Source organism: Neobacillus sp. OS1-32 (genome assembly GCF_030915425.1).
GTDB lineage: Bacteria > Bacillota > Bacilli > Bacillales > Cytobacillaceae > Neobacillus > Neobacillus paridis.
On the sequence record NZ_CP133263.1, the window covers coordinates 2027068 to 2044749 of the forward strand.

General features: G+C 40.1%; 17 protein-coding genes. 5 read left to right on the forward strand and 12 right to left on the reverse strand.

Features of this window, described 5'->3' with window-relative positions; translation table 11 throughout:
• Positions 1-114 precede the first annotated feature (114 nt).
• On the reverse strand, positions 115-513 hold the full coding sequence (locus RCG24_RS10260) for a YhcU family protein (RefSeq protein ID WP_202655558.1): 399 nt from the start codon (positions 511-513) through the stop codon (positions 115-117).
• 111 nt (positions 514-624) lie between these two features.
• Between RCG24_RS10260 and RCG24_RS10265 the strand changes: the two genes are divergently transcribed.
• Positions 625-1545: an RluA family pseudouridine synthase gene (locus tag RCG24_RS10265; protein WP_202655559.1), complete on the forward strand. Its 921-nt coding sequence runs from the start codon at positions 625-627 to the stop codon at positions 1543-1545.
• Between the two features lie 38 nt (positions 1546-1583).
• Here RCG24_RS10265 and RCG24_RS10270 read toward each other — a convergent pair whose 3' ends face one another.
• Positions 1584-1838 carry a GlsB/YeaQ/YmgE family stress response membrane protein gene (locus RCG24_RS10270; RefSeq protein WP_202655560.1) on the reverse strand — a complete coding sequence of 85 codons (255 nt, stop codon included), beginning with the start codon at positions 1836-1838 and terminating at the stop codon, positions 1584-1586.
• Positions 1839-2151: 313 nt separating this feature from the next.
• On the opposite strand from RCG24_RS10270, the gene RCG24_RS10275 reads away from it, so the two are divergent.
• Entirely contained in the window at positions 2152-2769 is a 618-nt protein-coding gene (locus RCG24_RS10275; RefSeq protein WP_202655561.1) for a DUF47 domain-containing protein, read from the forward strand.
• Positions 2770-2780: 11 nt separating this feature from the next.
• Positions 2781-3782, forward strand: a complete 1002-nt coding sequence (locus RCG24_RS10280) for an inorganic phosphate transporter (protein WP_308079006.1) — start codon at positions 2781-2783, stop codon at positions 3780-3782.
• Between the two features lie 51 nt (positions 3783-3833).
• Here RCG24_RS10280 and deoC read toward each other — a convergent pair whose 3' ends face one another.
• From deoC to RCG24_RS10295, 3 genes are all read right to left on the reverse strand, one after another.
• Entirely contained in the window at positions 3834-4508 is a 675-nt protein-coding gene (deoC, locus tag RCG24_RS10285; protein WP_202655563.1) for a deoxyribose-phosphate aldolase, read from the reverse strand.
• Between the two features lie 179 nt (positions 4509-4687).
• Positions 4688-5008: a hypothetical protein gene (locus RCG24_RS10290; RefSeq protein ID WP_202655564.1), complete on the reverse strand. Its 321-nt coding sequence runs from the start codon at positions 5006-5008 to the stop codon at positions 4688-4690.
• A gap of 177 nt (positions 5009-5185) precedes the next feature.
• A complete protein-coding gene (locus tag RCG24_RS10295; protein ID WP_308079007.1) occupies positions 5186-6196 on the reverse strand; it encodes a DUF1646 family protein in 1011 nt (336 codons plus the stop codon).
• Positions 6197-6490: 294 nt separating this feature from the next.
• Between RCG24_RS10295 and RCG24_RS10300 the strand changes: the two genes are divergently transcribed.
• A complete protein-coding gene (locus RCG24_RS10300) occupies positions 6491-7660 on the forward strand; it encodes a sensor histidine kinase (protein ID WP_306792973.1) in 1170 nt (389 codons plus the stop codon).
• Between the two features lie 32 nt (positions 7661-7692).
• Here RCG24_RS10300 and RCG24_RS10305 read toward each other — a convergent pair whose 3' ends face one another.
• The 7 genes from RCG24_RS10305 to queG all read right to left on the reverse strand — a co-directional run bounded on the left by RCG24_RS10305 (position 7693) and on the right by queG (position 16632).
• Positions 7693-8691, reverse strand: a complete 999-nt coding sequence (locus tag RCG24_RS10305) for a CAP domain-containing protein (protein ID WP_308079008.1) — start codon at positions 8689-8691, stop codon at positions 7693-7695.
• A 132-nt stretch (positions 8692-8823) separates the two neighbouring features.
• Positions 8824-9990 carry a sporulation protein YhbH gene (yhbH, locus tag RCG24_RS10310; RefSeq protein WP_202655566.1) on the reverse strand — a complete coding sequence of 389 codons (1167 nt, stop codon included), beginning with the start codon at positions 9988-9990 and terminating at the stop codon, positions 8824-8826.
• Positions 9991-10233: 243 nt separating this feature from the next.
• Positions 10234-12129 (reverse strand): PrkA family serine protein kinase, encoded by a 1896-nt coding sequence (locus RCG24_RS10315; RefSeq protein WP_202655567.1) that lies wholly within the window; start codon positions 12127-12129, stop codon positions 10234-10236.
• A gap of 408 nt (positions 12130-12537) precedes the next feature.
• Positions 12538-13287, reverse strand: a complete 750-nt coding sequence (gene nfsA, locus RCG24_RS10320; protein ID WP_308079009.1) for an oxygen-insensitive NADPH nitroreductase — start codon at positions 13285-13287, stop codon at positions 12538-12540.
• A gap of 166 nt (positions 13288-13453) precedes the next feature.
• A complete protein-coding gene (trmL, locus tag RCG24_RS10325; protein WP_308079010.1) occupies positions 13454-13945 on the reverse strand; it encodes a tRNA (uridine(34)/cytosine(34)/5-carboxymethylaminomethyluridine(34)-2'-O)-methyltransferase TrmL in 492 nt (163 codons plus the stop codon).
• Between the two features lie 65 nt (positions 13946-14010).
• Positions 14011-14892, reverse strand: a complete 882-nt coding sequence (locus RCG24_RS10330; RefSeq protein WP_308079011.1) for an amidase domain-containing protein — start codon at positions 14890-14892, stop codon at positions 14011-14013.
• A 603-nt stretch (positions 14893-15495) separates the two neighbouring features.
• Positions 15496-16632 carry a tRNA epoxyqueuosine(34) reductase QueG gene (queG, locus tag RCG24_RS10335; RefSeq protein ID WP_308079012.1) on the reverse strand — a complete coding sequence of 379 codons (1137 nt, stop codon included), beginning with the start codon at positions 16630-16632 and terminating at the stop codon, positions 15496-15498.
• Between the two features lie 262 nt (positions 16633-16894).
• Here queG and RCG24_RS10340 point away from each other — a divergent pair, with 262 nt between their 5' ends.
• The gene (locus tag RCG24_RS10340; protein WP_308079013.1) at positions 16895-17566 is read left to right on the forward strand and encodes a B3/B4 domain-containing protein; all 672 of its coding nucleotides are present in this window, start codon (positions 16895-16897) and stop codon (positions 17564-17566) included.
• The last annotated feature ends 116 nt before the right edge of the window (positions 17567-17682 follow it).

Sequence of the window (17682 nt, forward strand, 5' to 3'; positions counted from 1 at the left end):
CCCTGCTAGAATTTCGTAAAATTAACCGACAATTTTTGCAGAATAAGAATACTTTCAATCCTATATAATTTTATCAAAATCCATGAATAAAAAAAGAAGCCAAAATCGGCTTTTTTAAATAAGCAGTTCATTATCTGCCTTTGAATATATACTTAAAGTCATTTTGTTGATGTTTTTAACAGTTTCAAACTGTTCAAACTCAAAAGGAAAATACAAGCCGAAATCATTGAGAGTGGCCGCATTTTTGTTGAATAAGGCGGAATAACGCTTATCCAAATAAGGCAGCTCAAGAATCGAAATAACAGTTTGAATACTTGTCATCACTTCAAAAGCATCCTTTAATGTACCAATTTCTTCAAACTTTTTCTGGGAAGTATATAATACTTTAAGTTTTTCGAACCGTTTGATCTCATGGTCGCTAAAATATTGCGGAAAAACATTTGAATAAAGATACCTCACTAGTTCACATATCTCTTGCTCCTGACTTGGTGTCGAAGCCCATACAATTTTCATTTAAAACCCCACCCTTGCCCTCGCTTTTTCTGTCATTATATATATAATTAAGAATAACATAACAAAACCCTCTGCTAGGGTGGTAATTAGTGGGATTCTAAAGGAGAATTTATGCAACAGACAATGCGTTATGGTGATTGGTACCAATTGATCGTTTTAAATAATTGGGAAGGCAAAACAATTGAACAGATTTTTCGCGATGACTGGAAGGTTTCTAAAAAGATGATTCATTCTTTTCGTACAGACAAAAAAGTACAAGTGAATGGAAAGGAATATAATTGGAATGTACCGCTTTCAGCTCGCTCTAAGCTGCAGCTCCGGTTATTTGAAGAAGAAGAGATCCAAATTGCTCCCCATTTCCAAGAAATTAAGGTGCTTTATGAAGATGACCACTTGGTTGTATTGAATAAACCACCTTTCATGAAAACACATCCGAATGACCCTACCGATACCGATACACTTGTAAATGCTGCTCAATTTCATATGCTGGCAAATGGTGAAGTTCGAAATATCCGGCAAATACATCGTCTCGACCGCGATACCTCGGGTGCCATTTTATTTGCCAAGCATGCTTTAGCTGGTGCAATTTTAGATAGAATGCTGGTTGAACGGAAAATTAAAAGAACTTATTTGGCTCTCGCGCAAGGGATCTTTCAAAAGAAAAAAGGAACCATTGATGCCCCAATTGGCCGGGATCGCCACCATCCAAGCAAAAGAAGGATTTCGCATTCAGGACAAGCGGCAGTTACCCATTACCATGTGATAAAAGAGGATAAACATAACCATTTATCATACGTAAAGTGCTCGCTCGAAACGGGGAGAACACATCAAATCAGGGTTCACCTTAAATCAATTGGACATCCATTAGCCGGGGATATTCTTTATGATGGAAACCCCATTTTCAATCGCCAAGCTCTCCATGCGGTGAAGCTTGAATTTATTCATCCATTTACTCAGGAGGAAATGAAATGTTTGGCGCCATTTCTGGACAACCCGGTGATTTTTAAGAATATTGACCTCGATACACTATAAAAGCCCCCCGGTTAGGGAGGCTTTGCTTTTTGATTTGACTAATCTGCTTTTCTGAAGGCTCTCATAATAAAGCTTAACAAGAGTACCAAAACGGCTGAGCCGATAATTGCCGGAATGATCGCGAAATCCGCAACATTCGGCCCCCAATTTCCTAAAATTGCTGTTCCAAGCCATGCGCCAACAAAACCTGCAATAATATTACCGATAATGCCTCCAGGTATATTTCTTCCAACGATTAGCCCAGCAAGCCAGCCAATTACTCCACCTACAATTAACGACCAAATAAAACTCATTAAGAACACTCCTTCTCTCGAATTTGGTATGACTTCCTAAATTTTCAACCCCACAACTAAGGTGATGAGCTGCCTATACCTTATAAATTTCCCCCATTTTCATTTTTATACTTATGATTTTCCTTAAAATCTCAAATAATAAATTTAACACTTGAGAAGGTGATAATGGATTGTGACGTAAGATAAGATTTTGAAAATTCTAATGTTAAGTTTTTGTAAATTTCCTTGGATTTGTTTCATTTTTCGACATTTATTAGATAAAATAGTTAAGTTGATATGGTGTTATTTATTCGAAAAATGGAGGTACCTTATTATGGCATTTAAAAAACAAGATAAATTTTCGAATTTACTTAGTAATATTTCGACAAATTTGAAAGAAAGCACCAATTTTTTTACGGACTACAAACTTAAAAACATCAGTGACTTAAAAATTTTTTCCGAAAAAATGAAAGAGTATGAATCAAGTGGGGACACCTTTGTTCATGAAATCATAAAGGAATTAAATGATGCCTTTATTACGCCAATCGAACGTGAAGACATTCTGCAGCTGGCAATGTGTATGGATGATGTTTTAGATGGACTAGAAGCAACCGCCGCGTTATTTGAAATGTATTCGATTACCCAAGCAGACGAGTTTATGAAAAAATTTGTTGACGCTATCCAAAGCAGTGTGGTTGAAATTGATAAAGCAATTGAACTTTTGTCCAATAAAAAACTGCAGCAGATAAGAGAACATGCGATTAAAATTAAGGATTATGAATCGCAATGTGATAACATTTTGAGACAATCAATCAAAAATATATTTAATGTTGAAAAGGATCCGATTCGGATTATCCAATATAAAGAAATTTATGAAAACCTCGAAGATGTTGCCGATAGCTGTCAAACTGTCGCTAATACTTTAGAAACCATTATTATGAAAAATGCATAAGGAGCAAGACTATGAGCGTTGTACTTATCTTAACCATTTTAATCGTCATCGGTGCTCTCGCATTTGATTTCATTAATGGGTTCCATGACACCGCAAATGCGATTGCAACAGCCGTGTCAACGAAAGCATTAAAGCCGAGACAGGCGATTATGTTAGCAGCATCGATGAATTTCCTTGGCGCATTGACATTCACCGGGGTGGCCAAGACCATTTCAAAGGATATTGTTGATCCATTCCATCTTGAACACGGCTCCGTTGTTATTCTGGCCGCGTTACTTTCAGCGATTGCCTGGAATTTAATTACATGGTATTTCGGTATTCCAAGCAGTTCTTCCCATGCCTTGATCGGGTCGATTGCTGGTGCCGCCATTGCTGCCGAAGGCTTAAATGTCCTGAACTACAGCGGTTTTATCAAAATTATCGAAGCACTTATTCTTTCGCCAATTTTGGCTTTTACCGTAGGTTATATCATTTACAGTATTTTCAAAGTCGTTTTTAAAAATTTCAATCTCACCAAAACGAATCGAAATTTCCGTTTTATCCAAATCGCTACCGCAGCATTGCAGTCATATTCACATGGTACAAATGATGCGCAAAAGTCGATGGGGATTATCACAATGGCGTTAATTGCCAACCAATTTCTTCCTCATAACGCCGATATACCTTTTTGGGTTCAGTTATCCTGCGCAACAGCAATGGGCTTAGGGACTTCTATCGGCGGCTGGAAAATCATTAAAACAGTTGGTGGAAAAATCATGAAAATCCGCCCCATCAATGGGGTTGCCGCAGATTTAACGGGGGCGGCGATTATTTTTGGTGCTACGTACATTCATTTACCTGTTAGTACCACACATGTAATTTCATCGGGGATCCTTGGCGTAGGAGCCTCCCATCGTCTGAAAGGCGTGAAATGGGATACGGCCCAGCGCATGATTATCACATGGGTTATCACCCTTCCCATCACCGCTTTAATTTCGGCAATTATTTACTTTGTTCTACACTTTTTCTTTTAGTTAACAACAAAAACCAGGGACTTACAGTATCCCTGGTTTTTTGTCATTTTTTTAATACTGGCTGTTGGAAACTTCACCATTACAAATAGCAACACCTGAACTAGCGCCAATTCGGGTTGCCCCAGCCTCTATCATGGCAAGTGCATCTTCACGGCTGCGTACACCACCGGAAGCTTTTACGCCGATATTAGGTCCAACCGTTTGTCGCATCAAACGAATATCCTCTACTGTTGCCCCGCCGGTTGAAAATCCGGTTGAGGTTTTTACATAATCAGCACCAGCTTTTACCGCAAGCTGACATGCCTTTATTTTTTCTGCATCCGTTAGTAGACATGTTTCAATAATAACTTTGACTAACGCTTTCCCTTTTGCTGCTTCAACGACACTGCGAATATCTTTTTCAACTAATTCATCCTGGTTACCCTTTAAAGCACCGATATTGATCACCATATCAATCTCATTTGCGCCATTTTCAATTGCGTTTGTTGTTTCAAACGCCTTTGTTTCCGACGTTGTTGCTCCAAGCGGAAAGCCAATCACCGTACATACCTTCACATTTGGAGTATCAGCAAGCATTTCAGCAGCCGTCTTTACCCATGTAGGATTCACACACACAGATGCAAAGGAATATTCTTTTGCTTCATTTACTAATTTAACAATTTGCTCTTTTGTCGCATCTGCCTTTAATAATGTGTGGTCAATCATGCTGGCAATATTTTGTGTCATCTTTACGACCTCCAAAGTTATCATTCGATAATAATTTCACAAAGTAACTATAACAAACAATGACAAGGTTTCCAAACATTATTTTTGCCATGATCCTTAGAAAGGAAACATCTGGAGGTTTGAATTTTTATCTTTTTGCGTTATTTCTACCTAAAAAAAGAAGCTCCGAAGAACTTCTTTTAGGCCATGAATGAAAGGATCACCTTTTGCGGAATGTCCGTTTTCCCGTCGGCTGTATTCTTAATCCGCTCACAAGAAGGCATCTGATATGAGAATTCTTCAACATTTGGAGGGATGATTCCTTGCTGCTGCAAACGGCGGAATACTGTTTCCATTGCATCATCAGTGGAAAGAGTAGCATCCGAATCCTTTAGTTTTAAGCACTCAACACATGTTTCTATAATATTATCGTCAATCTGCTCTTGCGCAAAAATCAATTTCGCCCCGGTCATTGCTTCAACTTCTTGATTTTCCAATTCAATAATTGTTGTGATGTTCATTTCCCTTACCTCCCCATTTAGATACCTTCATTATAAGAAATTTTCACCATATTCATAGAAGAAAACCGGATATTTCAATATTTATTCATAAGTTATTGACAAATTTCTGTCAAATTTTGCTTTCTTCATTTTTAGTGTCCTTTGAAGGAACTGAAAGGAGTGATCCTCACAGAATTATTAAAAAACAAACAGTACCACAAAATAAACCAACATCGTGATCAGCCCTACCGGTACACCAAAACGAGCCCATTCTTTACTGGTAATATTAAGCTTCCCTGCTGCAATAATATTGGGGATATTTCCAGGGATCAGCATCCCTCCACTAATTAACAACCCAAGTAAAATTGCCCTTATGGTTTCCCCGTCCATTGCCGGACTAATTTCTGCGGCTGCTAATGTTGCATTGTCTAGAATGGCGGAAATCATGTTAATCCAATATAATAGCATCGGATGAAGTCCCAGGACGTATTCATTGATTAACGGTTCGAAACCATGTCCTAAGAAGGTTAATCCCATAACAAACAAATAAATTTTTGCCGAGCGAATAACAATTTCTTTATAACTTTCAGTCTTTTGCGCTGACTCTAACCCTTGTGAACCTTCCCGCGGCTTAACAAGGAACATCGCTAAAATGCCAAAGATAACAACAGCCGGAATGACCTCTGCACCAACCAATTTTATTAAGTAAAAGAAATTCTCATTCAATTTACTGACCGTAATCGTTGACAACGGTTCACCAAGCGGTGTCAGTGTAGCCCCCAGACCAATTGAGAAGCATGCGAGTATAGTAAAGCGAATTTCAGATTGGCGGTCCAGCGGAAGGACATTCACGACGATTACCAGAATAATAGCCGCAATAATTGCAGTAATGATGCTTGAAGCCAGTCCTAAAATGATGATCGTCAAAGCGAGAAAAACCCGAGGCGTCAATACTCTGCTGATCGTCAAGATCGATTTTTCCAACGGGACTTGGGCCCATTTCGTAAATAATCCAGCCAACAACACAGCAAGCGTTATTTTAATGGGATCTTGCAGCGCTTTTGTCATTAAATGTTGATCCATTACACCGCTTACAAGCGCAGCCGCTACACCCATAATAAACAGAAAAAGTTCAAGGTTATGTTCGACCGGTTTTACTATAAAGGGTAAAAATAACACTAATGCTAAGATGACGATTAACCCTATCACTGTTATAGCTCCTTTTCGTGCGAATTATGTATATTTTTAAACTATTATAAACCCTTTAGATAGATTTTGCATGTGGCTTTTTCACATGGGATCCTGCAAAAAATAAATGACCTTATTCTTATGACAAAATTGTTGGATTATGTTGTAAGTGGTAGAAAAACAAGGTAATATTTTACTATCATTCTCTTATTGGAAGGTGTATTGAGTGGAAATTACTAAACATTTTTTCAGAATTTTTCCATTATTATTATCTTATTATTTTTCTTTTTAGTTTTTCTTGAAAGACACCCGAATTTGAACCTGCGCAGATTCCCGGTTACTCTAGTTTTCATTGTACTATTATGGAGCTGTATTCAATTCTCCTATCATCCGACTCCTTTTGCCAGATATGATCTAAGGATCATCCCTTTAGTTATTGGTGGTCTTTACTTTGGCATAGCGCCTGTTCTTGTAGGGGCCACAATTGCATTAAGAAGTTTTTATGGAATGGATATCGGTTTTTTTCAAACGGTTATTCTATACGTTCCATTTGCTATAATCGTTTGGCGGGTGCATCCCTGGTTTTTGAAACAAATCCCTTCACGCCGCATAATTATGTCTGTTTCTTTTACCGGTATACTTGGAGCTATAACCGTTTTGGAGATGCGAATAAATGAAACAAAGTCCTACTGGCTTGATGTGGTACTGGCTTACCTTTTTATCCCCGCGATAGGGGTTTTCATTATTGCTTATGCCATCGAGTTTTTCAGAAAAAGTGTCAAAATGCAGCAACAGCTAATTAAGTCAGAAAAGTTAAAGGCCGTTGAACAAATGGGCGCTGCCATTTCTCATGAGATTCGTAACCCGCTTACGGCAGCCAGCGGGTTTGTTCAATTATTACAGGATGATTATCTGCCGCGACAAAAGCGTAAGGAATATTTGTCAATTGTTAAAGATGAACTGCTCTCTGCAGAAAAGGTTATTCAAGATTACTTAACTTTTGCCAAGCCCGATATCGGGAAATTGGAGGAGATAAACGTAAAAAGCGAATTGCGGCAAATAATTAGTATTCTTCAACCATTAGCCAATCAAAATTCGGTTGAAATTTTAACCGATTTTTCAATCATTGGTTATATTAGAGGAGACAAACAAAAATTCCGGCAATGCTTTGTCAATATTATAAAAAATGCAATTGAATCGATGCCAAATGGCGGCCACTTAACGATTTTTACCAAGTTCAGTCAATCTGTGGTAACCATCGTGATTGAAGATACTGGTGAAGGGATGACAAATGAACAACTGGCGCAGCTTGGGGAGCCTTTCTACTCAACAAAGGGTAAAAACGGCACCGGATTAGGATTAATGGTTGTATACGGTATTGTCAGAGCAATGAATGGCACGATTCGGGTTAACAGTGAACTTGGGGCCGGAACATCCTTTCATATTACCTTCCCGACGATTTCCTCTATTCGAAAGAAAAGTTAGAACCGACAGAGTGAACTGTCGGTTCTCATTTATTATTTTTGAATAAACATTTGTGACCAGTGTTTTCCTGCTGACTCGAATCCGACACCAATATGCGTATATTTGGCATTGAGGATATTGGCCCGATGCCCCGGACTATTCATCCAGGCGTTTACTACTTCCTGTGGTGTTCGCTGCCCTTGAGCAATATTTTCCCCTGCGGCTTTATAGGTAACACCAAAGTCCCTCATCATATCAAATGGTGATCCATATGTCGGACTTGTATGGGAAAAATAGTGGTTTTGCTGCATATCATTAGCTTTTCTCTGAGCTACAGATCCCAATAGCGTGTCAGCTTTCAATTCTGACAGTCCTTGTTTCCTGCGTTCCGCATTTGTTAAGCTAATGACTTGTTGGGCATATTGACTGACCGTTCCAGTTGCAGTCGGATTATTTTGTTGAGTTGATGGCTGTTTTGGTGCTTGCTGGTTCTGATTTGGTGCCGGCTGAACCTGCTTTGGTGCCTGTTGGGTTTGATTCGTTGATCTCGGTTGGGTTTGATTTGGCACTGCATGTTGGACCGGTGGTTTAGCCATTGAATATTGTTGTTGTCCTGCATACGGCTGAAATGGCTGCAAAAGCCCTGTATTATTTGACCAGCTCCCTGGGTTCACTGGTACATACTGATACCTTGCATCTTCAATTAAAATTGCTCTTGTATGTGGATACTGAGCACTATCCAATGTTGTCTGATAAGCTGATATGGTATCACGGTTGTTTCTTTTTCTGTTATTATTAAACAGATTTACATCTACATCATTGTCATTGTTATTTCGATAATTTTCCGTTAACGGTCCATTATTGTCGTCCCAATCGTTACGAACATTTCTGACATCATTTAAATCATTGTTCCGATTGGTTACATTCATTCCAACCTGATCGTTTCGCTGATCATTCAGCTCGTTTAATCCGGTTTTATCATTGTTATTACAAGCTGCCAGCCCTATTGTCAGAATTGCTGTTAAACATAAACCTGCTGATTTTTTTATCACTTGTAATACCCCCCTCTGGCAAAAAGATTATTTCTTCTTGCACTTTTATTTTTTATTTTTTAGGGGCAAAGTATTAATGGTAATAAACGCAAAAAAACAGGTGACTGTCACCTGCATTGTTGCTTTTTTTAATTAAGCATACATTTTTTCTTCTTCTTTTTGGAAAAAGTGCTTCATCGCGTGGAAGACGTCTGACTTTTGCTTAAGGATATAATAGCGAAACTGTTCATTTTTAATGTTTTTATACGCAGTCATGAGAGTGGAATGGCGGTTGTACTGGTTGACCTCGCCATAGCCAAACATGTTTGACACCTTCATGAGTTCTTCAACGAGCTTTACACAGCGAGCATTATCTGAGGTGAGGTTATCACCGTCGGAAAAATGGAATGGATAAATGTTAAACTTTTGTGGATTATATTTCAGATCAACCATTTCCAGGGCTTTGCGATAGGCTGATGAACAAATGGTGCCACCGCTTTCTCCTTTGGAGAAAAAGTCTTCCTCCGGAACGACCTTTGCCTCCGTATGGTGGGCAATAAACTCAATTTCCACCGTTTCATACTTTGTGCGCAGAAAACGGGTCATCCAAAAGAAGAAGCTGCGGGCCATATATTTTTCCCAAATTCCCATACTGCCACTGGTGTCCATCATCGCAATAACAACAGCTTTTGAATCAGGCTTAACCACCTCATTCCAGGTTTTAAATTTCAAATCATCCTTGTAAATTGGATGGAATGCCGGCTTTCCGCTCATCGCATTCCGTTTAAAGGCAGCCATCATTGTCCGTTTCTTATCAATATTTCCCATAAGTCCTATTTTTCGAATATCATTAAACTCAATATTTTCAACCAAATTTTCCTGTTCTTCTTTTTTCTTTAAATTAGGAAGTTCCAATTGCTTGAATAATGCTTCCTCAAGTTCCATCAGGGATACCTCTGCTTCAAAATAATCTTCACCGGGTTGGTCTCCGGCCCCCTGCCCTTTACCGGGAGCATTTTGTCCGCTAGTTCCATCGCGGGCGACTACATCACCAACTTGACTGTCACCGTCCCCTTGGCCAACGTGCTTGTTTTTGTCATAATTATATCGAATTTTGTATTCGTCTAATGAGCGAATCGGAATTTTAACCACATCTCGACCATTAGACATAATGATGCTTTCTTCTGTAATTAAATCGGGAAGATTATTGCGAATAGCCTCTTGGACTTTTTCCTGATGGCGCTGCTGGTCATCGTGGCCTTTACGATGGAGGGACCAATCTTCTTTAGAGATCACAAACTGATGGTTACCCGTAGTCATGCAAACCCCTCCTTATCAAAATTTTTCACTAAACGTGCACACATTTTTTCTCAAGTACATACAATATCGCGAATGTAAAAACTTTAAACAATTGGTAGATTACTTTATCCTATGCAGAAATCGAGAATTATTTACAAGTAATTTAGACAATTGGTCTTTGGCCTAATAAAAGGGACAGGCCCAATAGGTGAAAAACGGACTGGCAGAAACACTCCGCCAGCCCTTCCTTCTTCACCACATACTTTATCGATTTAATAAACTGCCAACATAACGCAATAATTCATTAGCAGATGTGGAGTTATAGCCATACTCATCAATTAATCGGGCAACCACTTCATTAATTTTCTTAAGTTGCTGCTCATCAGGTGTTTTCGTGGAGGTTGTAATTTTGACTACATCCTTCAAATCAGCAAACAGCTTTTTCTGAATGGCCTCCCGCAAGCGGTCATGGGAATTATAATCAAATCGCTTGCCTTTGCGGGCAAAGGCAGAAATTCTGATTAATATTTCTTCCCTGAAAGCCTTTTTCGCATTTTCCGAAATACCAATCTGTTCTTCGATCGAACGCATTAACTTTTCATCCGGGTTAATTTCCTCTCCGGTTAACGGATCGCGCAGCTTGGATTTATTGCAATAGGCTTCAACATTATCCAAGTAATTATCCATCAACGTTTTGGCCGACTCTTCATAAGAGTAGACAAATGCCTTTTGAACCTCTTTTTTGGCAATATTATCATACTCCTTACGTGCCAAAGATATAAAGTTCATATAGCGTTCACGCAGTTCAGTCGTAATCGATGGATGCTGATCAAGCCCATCCTTTAACGACCGCAACACATCGAGCGCATTAATCGAAGGCACTTCTTTACGAATGATCGTCGAAGAGATCCGGTTAATCACATAGCGTGGATCTATTCCGCTCATTCCTTCATCCGGAAATTCCTTCTTCAATTCATCGACATCGGCTCGATTAAATCCTTCCACACTTTCACCATCATACAGGCGCATTTTTTTCACAAGGTCAATGTCACCCTTCTTTGGTTCCTTCAAACGGGTTAATATCGTGAACATCGCAGCAACTTTTAATGTATGTGGTGCAATATGAACATCAGCAACATCACTTTCACGAATCATTTTTTCATAAATTTTTTCTTCTTGAGACACCTTTAAATTGTACGGAATCGGCATGACAATAATTCTGGAATGGAGTGCTTCGTTTTTCTTATTAGAAATAAAGGAGCGATATTCTGTTTCGTTTGTGTGTGCGACGATCAGTTCATCAGCACTTATCAGCGCGAACCTGCCCGCTTTGAAATTTCCTTCCTGGGTCAATGACAGCAAATGCCAGAGGAATTTCTCATCGCATTTCAGCATTTCTTGAAATTCCATCATCCCACGGTTCGCTTTATTTAACTCCCCATCAAACCGGTAAGCACGGGGATCTGATTCTGAGCCATATTCGGCAATCGTGGAAAAATCAATACTCCCGGTTAAATCAGCAATATCTTGTGATTTCGGATCGGAGGGGCTGAATGTACCAATCCCTACACGTTTGTCCTCGGAAAAGAAGATCCTTTCCACGAGCACATCCTCGATTCGGCCCCCGTACTCCTGTTCAAGCCTCATCATATTGAGCGGAGACAAGTTTCCTTCGATCCTAATCCCGTATTCTTCAAAGAAATCCTGTCTTAAATGATGGGGAATTAAATGGAGCGGGTCCTCATGCATTGGGCAGCCCTTTATCGCATACACAGCCCCTTGATCGGTAAGGGAATATTTCTCCAACCCCCGCTTTAGCATTGTGACAAGAGTGGATTTTCCTCCACTAACGGGGCCCATGAGGAGAAGGATCCGCTTTCTCACGTCCAGTCGTTTGGCGGAAGGGTGAAAGTATTCCTCCACCAGCCGCTCAAGGGCTTCCTCCAAGCCAAATAATTGATGACTAAAGAAATTGTACTTTTTCGTCCCTTTTTCTTCTTCAATTCCAGCATCTTTAATCATATTATATACTCGAGAATGTGCCGACTGTGCAACCCATGGCTTCTCTTTTAGCAATTCCAAATAGTCCGCAAACGTTCCTTCCCAACGAAGTTTTTCCTCTTCTTCGCGAAACTTCTCGATTTTTTTTAAAATATCCATATTGCCCTCCCCCTGTACTTAATCAGAGACGATTAATATACTCTATGCGCTTTATCAATTGAACATGCGTGACCAAGACGTAATCAGCTTTTACTTTTTGTATTCTTTTACAACTTACTCTTTTCATTTTTTTATGATAGGTTATAATAAAGTTATATGTGTAAAATGGAAAATATGATTCTAAGGGGGATGTACATACTATGAAATTATTTCTAATTCTTTGCGTAATGGTGGCATTCTTGTCGGCAATCTTTACTTCAGGCTATAATGATAAACCGGGGCAAAATTAAGCCAAAAGGGCCGCTACGAGAAAGCGGCCCTTTTTTTAGCAAAAAGTTGAAAATTTTATCTTTTCCATTTCGTATAAGTTCAACTTCGCCTTAAAGGCTCGCCAGTCGGCGAGTTTTTTTATCTAAGGTTTAGTTTGTTTTTTTGAACAAAGTCCTTCATGTACATTCTGTTTTGTCTTGCCAGCATATTTGCCATTTGCTCTGTCCAACGATCTTGCCTTGTGCCATTGGTCCTTTCATGATAGTAACTTGAAATGACATCGTCATACTGGCGGAGCTGCTGTAGGTATTCTTGTTGGTTTTGTTCGTATTCTTCTTCATGATAAATATGTTCAAAAGGTAATCTCGGCTTTTTGCCAGTCACTTTTGTCGGATAGCCTACCGCGAGGCCGAACAGCGGAATGACCCTTTCCGGTGTTTTTAATATCGCCTTGACCTCCTCTAAATGATTCCGCAATCCGCCTATGTAACAAATGCCTAAGCCCATTGATTCTGCAGCAATTGCTGCGTTTTGTGCCGCTAAAGCCGTATCAATCAGCGCTACCATAAACTTTTCGGTACTTTCAAGTGAAGGGGTGACATTTTTTTGTTCCTGTTGGCCAATCAGTGTATGACGATAGAGGTCGGCGCAGAAAACAAAAAAGTGGCCATTAACGGCGACATATTCCTGATTCCCGGCAAGCTCGGCCAATTGTTTCTTTTTCTTCTTATCTTTTACTCCAATAATCGAATAGGCCTGAATAAAGCTTGATGTCGCTGCAGCTTGCGCACAGGAAACAATTGTCTTAATCTGCTCGTCAGTTAATGGCTTGTCCGCAAAATGACGGATTGAGCGATGGTTTAAGATGGTTTTAATTACTTCGTTCATAACGAGAAGCCCCTTTCAATTTGTTTATTTATAAGAACTGAGTGGAGGATTTTTCGATGGGTATGGTTCGCATAAACGCTCTATGAGAACTCAGCACCTGCTTTTTTATGGTTGCAGTCCTCATGAACACCCGAAGACTTTAAGGAAAGCAATATGAAAAAAAGGCCTAGCGTTCAGGCCCTTTTCTAATTAAGTTTGGATAGTTTTGCTGCCTTAACGCCTCATAAACAAGAATAGCGGCGGAGTTTGACAGGTTTAAGGCACGGACATTTTGATTCATTGGAATTCGTAATGCCCGATCATAGTTTTGTTCAATTACTTCTTTTGGCAGCCCGGTTGTTTCACGGCCGAAGATAAAATAATAGTCTTTATCTCTGTTGCTGTAATCAAAAGAGCTATGCGGCTTATCTCCGTATTTCGTTACATAATAAAACTCACCGCCGGCATTTTTTTCAAAAAATTCATTTAATGAATCATAATAAACAATATGGACGAACTCCCAGTAATCTAAACCAGCTCGTTTTAACATTTTATCTTCGGTAGAAAAGCCTAGCGGGCGAATCAAATGTAACATGGTATCGGTTGCGGCACAAGTACGGGCAATATTTCCGGTATTTGCAGGAATTTCCGGCTGATATAATACAACATGCAATGACACGAATCTCACCTCAGAAAAAAACTCTATCTGCAATTATACCACTAACCTCCGCCTGTTCAAGGATTTTAGCCATCTACAATAGTGTAGAACCGATACTTAATATTTGGTGTGTAAGCGGATGAATCTTCATAAGCCCAGTATCTCATGCGGCTGTTATAAGTATTAGCATTCACCAATGGCATTCCATATGCATCCTTCCCGGTTACAATCGTATTGTGATTGAATCTGCCATCGCCTTCGAAATCATAACAAATAATATCTCCGAGAAGCAACTGCTCAGGGCTGCTGACCTGCTTTGCTCGTAAACCGCTTTTGGAAGTATTTAAATAGTTTTTCAGCGAATGGGCTACGGCCCAGCTGTAGCTCCAATTCGTATGTTGGTACCACCAGCCCGTACCTCGGTTTGGCTGTCCTCTCATTGGCGCCTCCCCAGCCCGTAAACACTGGGAAATATAATTAGTGCAATTATTTTCAAATTTTTTATAAGCAGGGTTATACGTATTCCACCAGCGTTCTGCATATTGAACTGCCTTAAGGCGATTATAAGAGTAGCTAATGCGGTCACCATTATCCTCTTCAGCAGCGCGAGGCAAAGGGGATGATTCTTTGGAGCCTTCAATAGCCGTCAGCACTATTTCTTCATCCATGATCAGCGCGCCTTTATAAAACTTAGCTGTCCTTTCCTCCACTTCTTCTTCCATATAGAGAAGATCCTTTTGTCTAATTAAAAACTGATAATGTGCCAGATAATTAACATGTTCAAACTCTTCTTCGACGTTTGATTCAAAAATATTTCCGGATACTTTTACTTTCACAATCTCAGCAGACCTTTTTGCCATTGTTTCCAGCTTCCGTTCAGCTTTTGGAAAAATATCCTTAGCATTCCGTTCACTGGTAATAAAATGCTTAGCTCTGAACTCGAATAGTTGTTGAAGTGCCTTGTTCATGGTAGGTGAAATCAACTCCTTTCTCTTCATACATATGAAGGAAAGGAACATTTAACAATTAAAAATGAAGAGGGGGATTGCTGACCGGGGGCATGAAAAACTCGAGTGTTCGGGTCCCTATACACTCTATTGGTGACCAGAAACTCAATTCATTTAGATGCTTGGACTCCTATAAGCGCCATTGGCGACCGGCAACTCAAAAAAATATGGTGACCGGGTCCCTATAAGCGCCATTGGCGACCGGCAACTCAAAAAAATATAGTGATCGGGTTCCTATAAGCGCCATTGGCGACCGGCAGCTCAAAAAAATATGGTGATCGGGTTCCTATAAGCGCCATTGGCGACCGGCAACTCAAAAAAATATAGTGATCGGGTTCCTATAAGCGCCATTGGCGACCGGCAACTCAAAAAAATATAGTGACCGGGTTCCTATAAGCGCCATTGGCGACCGGCAACTCAAAAAAATATAGTGATCGGGTTCCTATAAGCGCCATTGGCGACCGGCAAACAAAAATAATACTGTGTTCGGTCACCTATCAAGGCGATTGGCGACCGACAAGACAAATAATCTGGCAACTCGGTCACCAACCAATAAAGTAGTTTTTATTTTTGCACTATCAATCCCAAGCCTTTATCTATTTCTCGCAGTACTTCAGGATCAGTTTCGCGTGCTTTTGCCGTCTTCAATGCCGAAAGCGCCAGTTCACCGCCGATTTTTCCAAGAGCCCAGGCGGCAGTGCCTCTTGCGACCGGACTGGTCTCCTCTTTCAAAACCCTAATTAAATCGGGGACAGCAGATTGATCTTTAAAATGAGCAAGGGCAATCATCGCATTTCTTTGAATTGGCTTTTTCCCGCGCCATGCACCTGAAACCTGGCCAAACTTCAGTTTAAATTCCCGATTACTCAAGTTTAAAATGGGTTTCAGAAGTGGTTTCGCCACTTCGGGATCGGGCTCCATTTCTTCATGAAAATGAAAATCCTTACCTTTGTTATAAGGGCAGGCTGTTTGACATGAATCACAGCCATATATGCGATTTCCAATTTTGTCACGAAACTCATCAGGAATCAAACTTTTTGTTTGGGTTAAAAACGAAATGCAGCGTTGAGCGTTGATTTGTCCTCCCTGCACCAAAGCACCTGTAGGACAGGCTTCCAAGCATTTGGTACAGGAACCACATCTGTCCTCAATTGGGGTATCCGGCTCAAACGGAAGGCTGGTGATCATTTCCCCGATATACACATAAGAACCAAATTCCGGGGTGATAACTGCGCAGTTTTTACCGCTCCAGCCAATTCCGGCCCTTACTGCGACCGCCCGGTCAGAGAGTTCTCCGGTGTCAACCATTGATTTTAACCGTACGTCTGGAACTTTTGATACAATAAATGTCTCAAGCTTTTGGAGCCTGTCTTTAATAATATGATGATAGTCCAATCCCCAGGAAGCGCGGCAAAAGATCCCTCTTCTTGCTCCTTTTTTACTTTCTACCCGGATTTTCATTTTAGCTGGATAAGCGAGGGCAATGGAGATAAGCGACCTAGGCTCCTCTATTAGGAGCGCCGGGTTCGTCCTTTTTTCGATATCAGGTTCCTCAAACCCGGATTGATAGCCCAATTCTTGCTGACGAATTAAGCGATTTTTCAATTCCGTAAAGGGATCAGCAGTGGTGAACCCAATTTTATCAATCCCAATTGATTTACTATAGGAAATAATTTCTTGTTTTAATTTTGTTAAGTCCATATTCAGTAACCTCCCTTCGAGTGAAGTTGGTTTATGATAAAGTGAAACTTCCATCAGTGGGGGTTTTCTTCATCCCCCACTGATGGTTAGCTGAACCGATCGGATCTTTACGGGCAGTTGATCCCCCGCCTAGATTCCTTGTAGACTTGGACTCTTAAGGTGGGGTCTTACTGCCCGTTAAGGCGGGATAAAAATTAAATAATTTTTAGCTACACATTTAATTATGATAAACTATTATTAACAAATTTTGGAGGTGGAGTTTTTGGAAATTCAACTAGCAACGGAATTAACGGAGCTAATCCCCCATTTCAAAGTAGGTGTCATTGACTATCGAAATATTACGGTGGGCGATTCACCGCAAATGTTAAAAGGCCGAATTCAGCTATTTCAAGAGTCTATTTATTTTGAACTAGAGAATAAAAATGTAACCGAACTTCCGGGCATCCAAGAATGGCGGTCCATTTTTAAAACAACCGGCAAAGACCCCAACCGGTATCGGCATTCTGCTGAAGCATTGTACAGAAGAGTGAAAAAGAAAAACTACCTTTCTTCTATACAAAGTGCGACAGACTTAAATAATTTTTTCTCATTACAGTATCAAGTGCCGATGGGTATTTATGATCAGGATTTGCTTGTTGGGCCGGTAGAAATCCGTCTTGGCGCGGAAAACGAAGAATATCTCGGTTTAAACGGACGGACCAATTCGCTAAACCGTTTAATTATTTCCTCTGACCAAAATGGACCTTTCGGCAGCCCATTCGTTGATTCAGAGAGAACCGCTGTCACTACTAATACAAAAAATGCCCTGCAAATCATTTATTTGCGGCCATCTACCGACACCGAGGAGGCTAAAAAACTAACTGAATCAATCATGAACATGTTTACCCAAATAAACGGCGGCGAAGCAAGCTATCAAATCTTAGGTGACCACTAATGGTTCACCAGAACGAAAATGAAAAAACGCAATGCATCGTTCTCTTTTGAAACGATACACTGCGTTGTTAACGATAATATGTGACAACTCTCATCAGTCGACTTTTACAATATTAC

What these genes read in the sequence shown, in the direction of transcription:
- RCG24_RS10260 (WP_202655558.1), bottom strand. Translation starts at nt 513, where the DNA reads ATGAAAATTGTATGGGCTTCGACACCAAGTCAGGAGCAAGAGATATGT.
- RCG24_RS10315 (WP_202655567.1), bottom strand. Translation starts at nt 12,129, where the DNA reads ATGGATATTTTAAAAAAAATCGAGAAGTTTCGCGAAGAAGAGGAAAAA.
- RCG24_RS10265 (WP_202655559.1), top strand. Translation starts at nt 625, where the DNA reads ATGCAACAGACAATGCGTTATGGTGATTGGTACCAATTGATCGTTTTA.
- RCG24_RS10290 (WP_202655564.1), bottom strand. Translation starts at nt 5,008, where the DNA reads ATGAACATCACAACAATTATTGAATTGGAAAATCAAGAAGTTGAAGCA.
- yhbH (WP_202655566.1), bottom strand. Translation starts at nt 9,990, where the DNA reads ATGACTACGGGTAACCATCAGTTTGTGATCTCTAAAGAAGATTGGTCC.
- queG (WP_308079012.1), bottom strand. Translation starts at nt 16,632, where the DNA reads ATGGACTTAACAAAATTAAAACAAGAAATTATTTCCTATAGTAAATCA.
- RCG24_RS10275 (WP_202655561.1), top strand. Translation starts at nt 2,152, where the DNA reads ATGGCATTTAAAAAACAAGATAAATTTTCGAATTTACTTAGTAATATT.
- nfsA (WP_308079009.1), bottom strand. Translation starts at nt 13,287, where the DNA reads ATGAACGAAGTAATTAAAACCATCTTAAACCATCGCTCAATCCGTCAT.
- deoC (WP_202655563.1), bottom strand. Translation starts at nt 4,508, where the DNA reads ATGACACAAAATATTGCCAGCATGATTGACCACACATTATTAAAGGCA.
- RCG24_RS10270 (WP_202655560.1), bottom strand. Translation starts at nt 1,838, where the DNA reads ATGAGTTTTATTTGGTCGTTAATTGTAGGTGGAGTAATTGGCTGGCTT.
- RCG24_RS10330 (WP_308079011.1), bottom strand. Translation starts at nt 14,892, where the DNA reads ATGAACAAGGCACTTCAACAACTATTCGAGTTCAGAGCTAAGCATTTT.
- RCG24_RS10280 (WP_308079006.1), top strand. Translation starts at nt 2,781, where the DNA reads ATGAGCGTTGTACTTATCTTAACCATTTTAATCGTCATCGGTGCTCTC.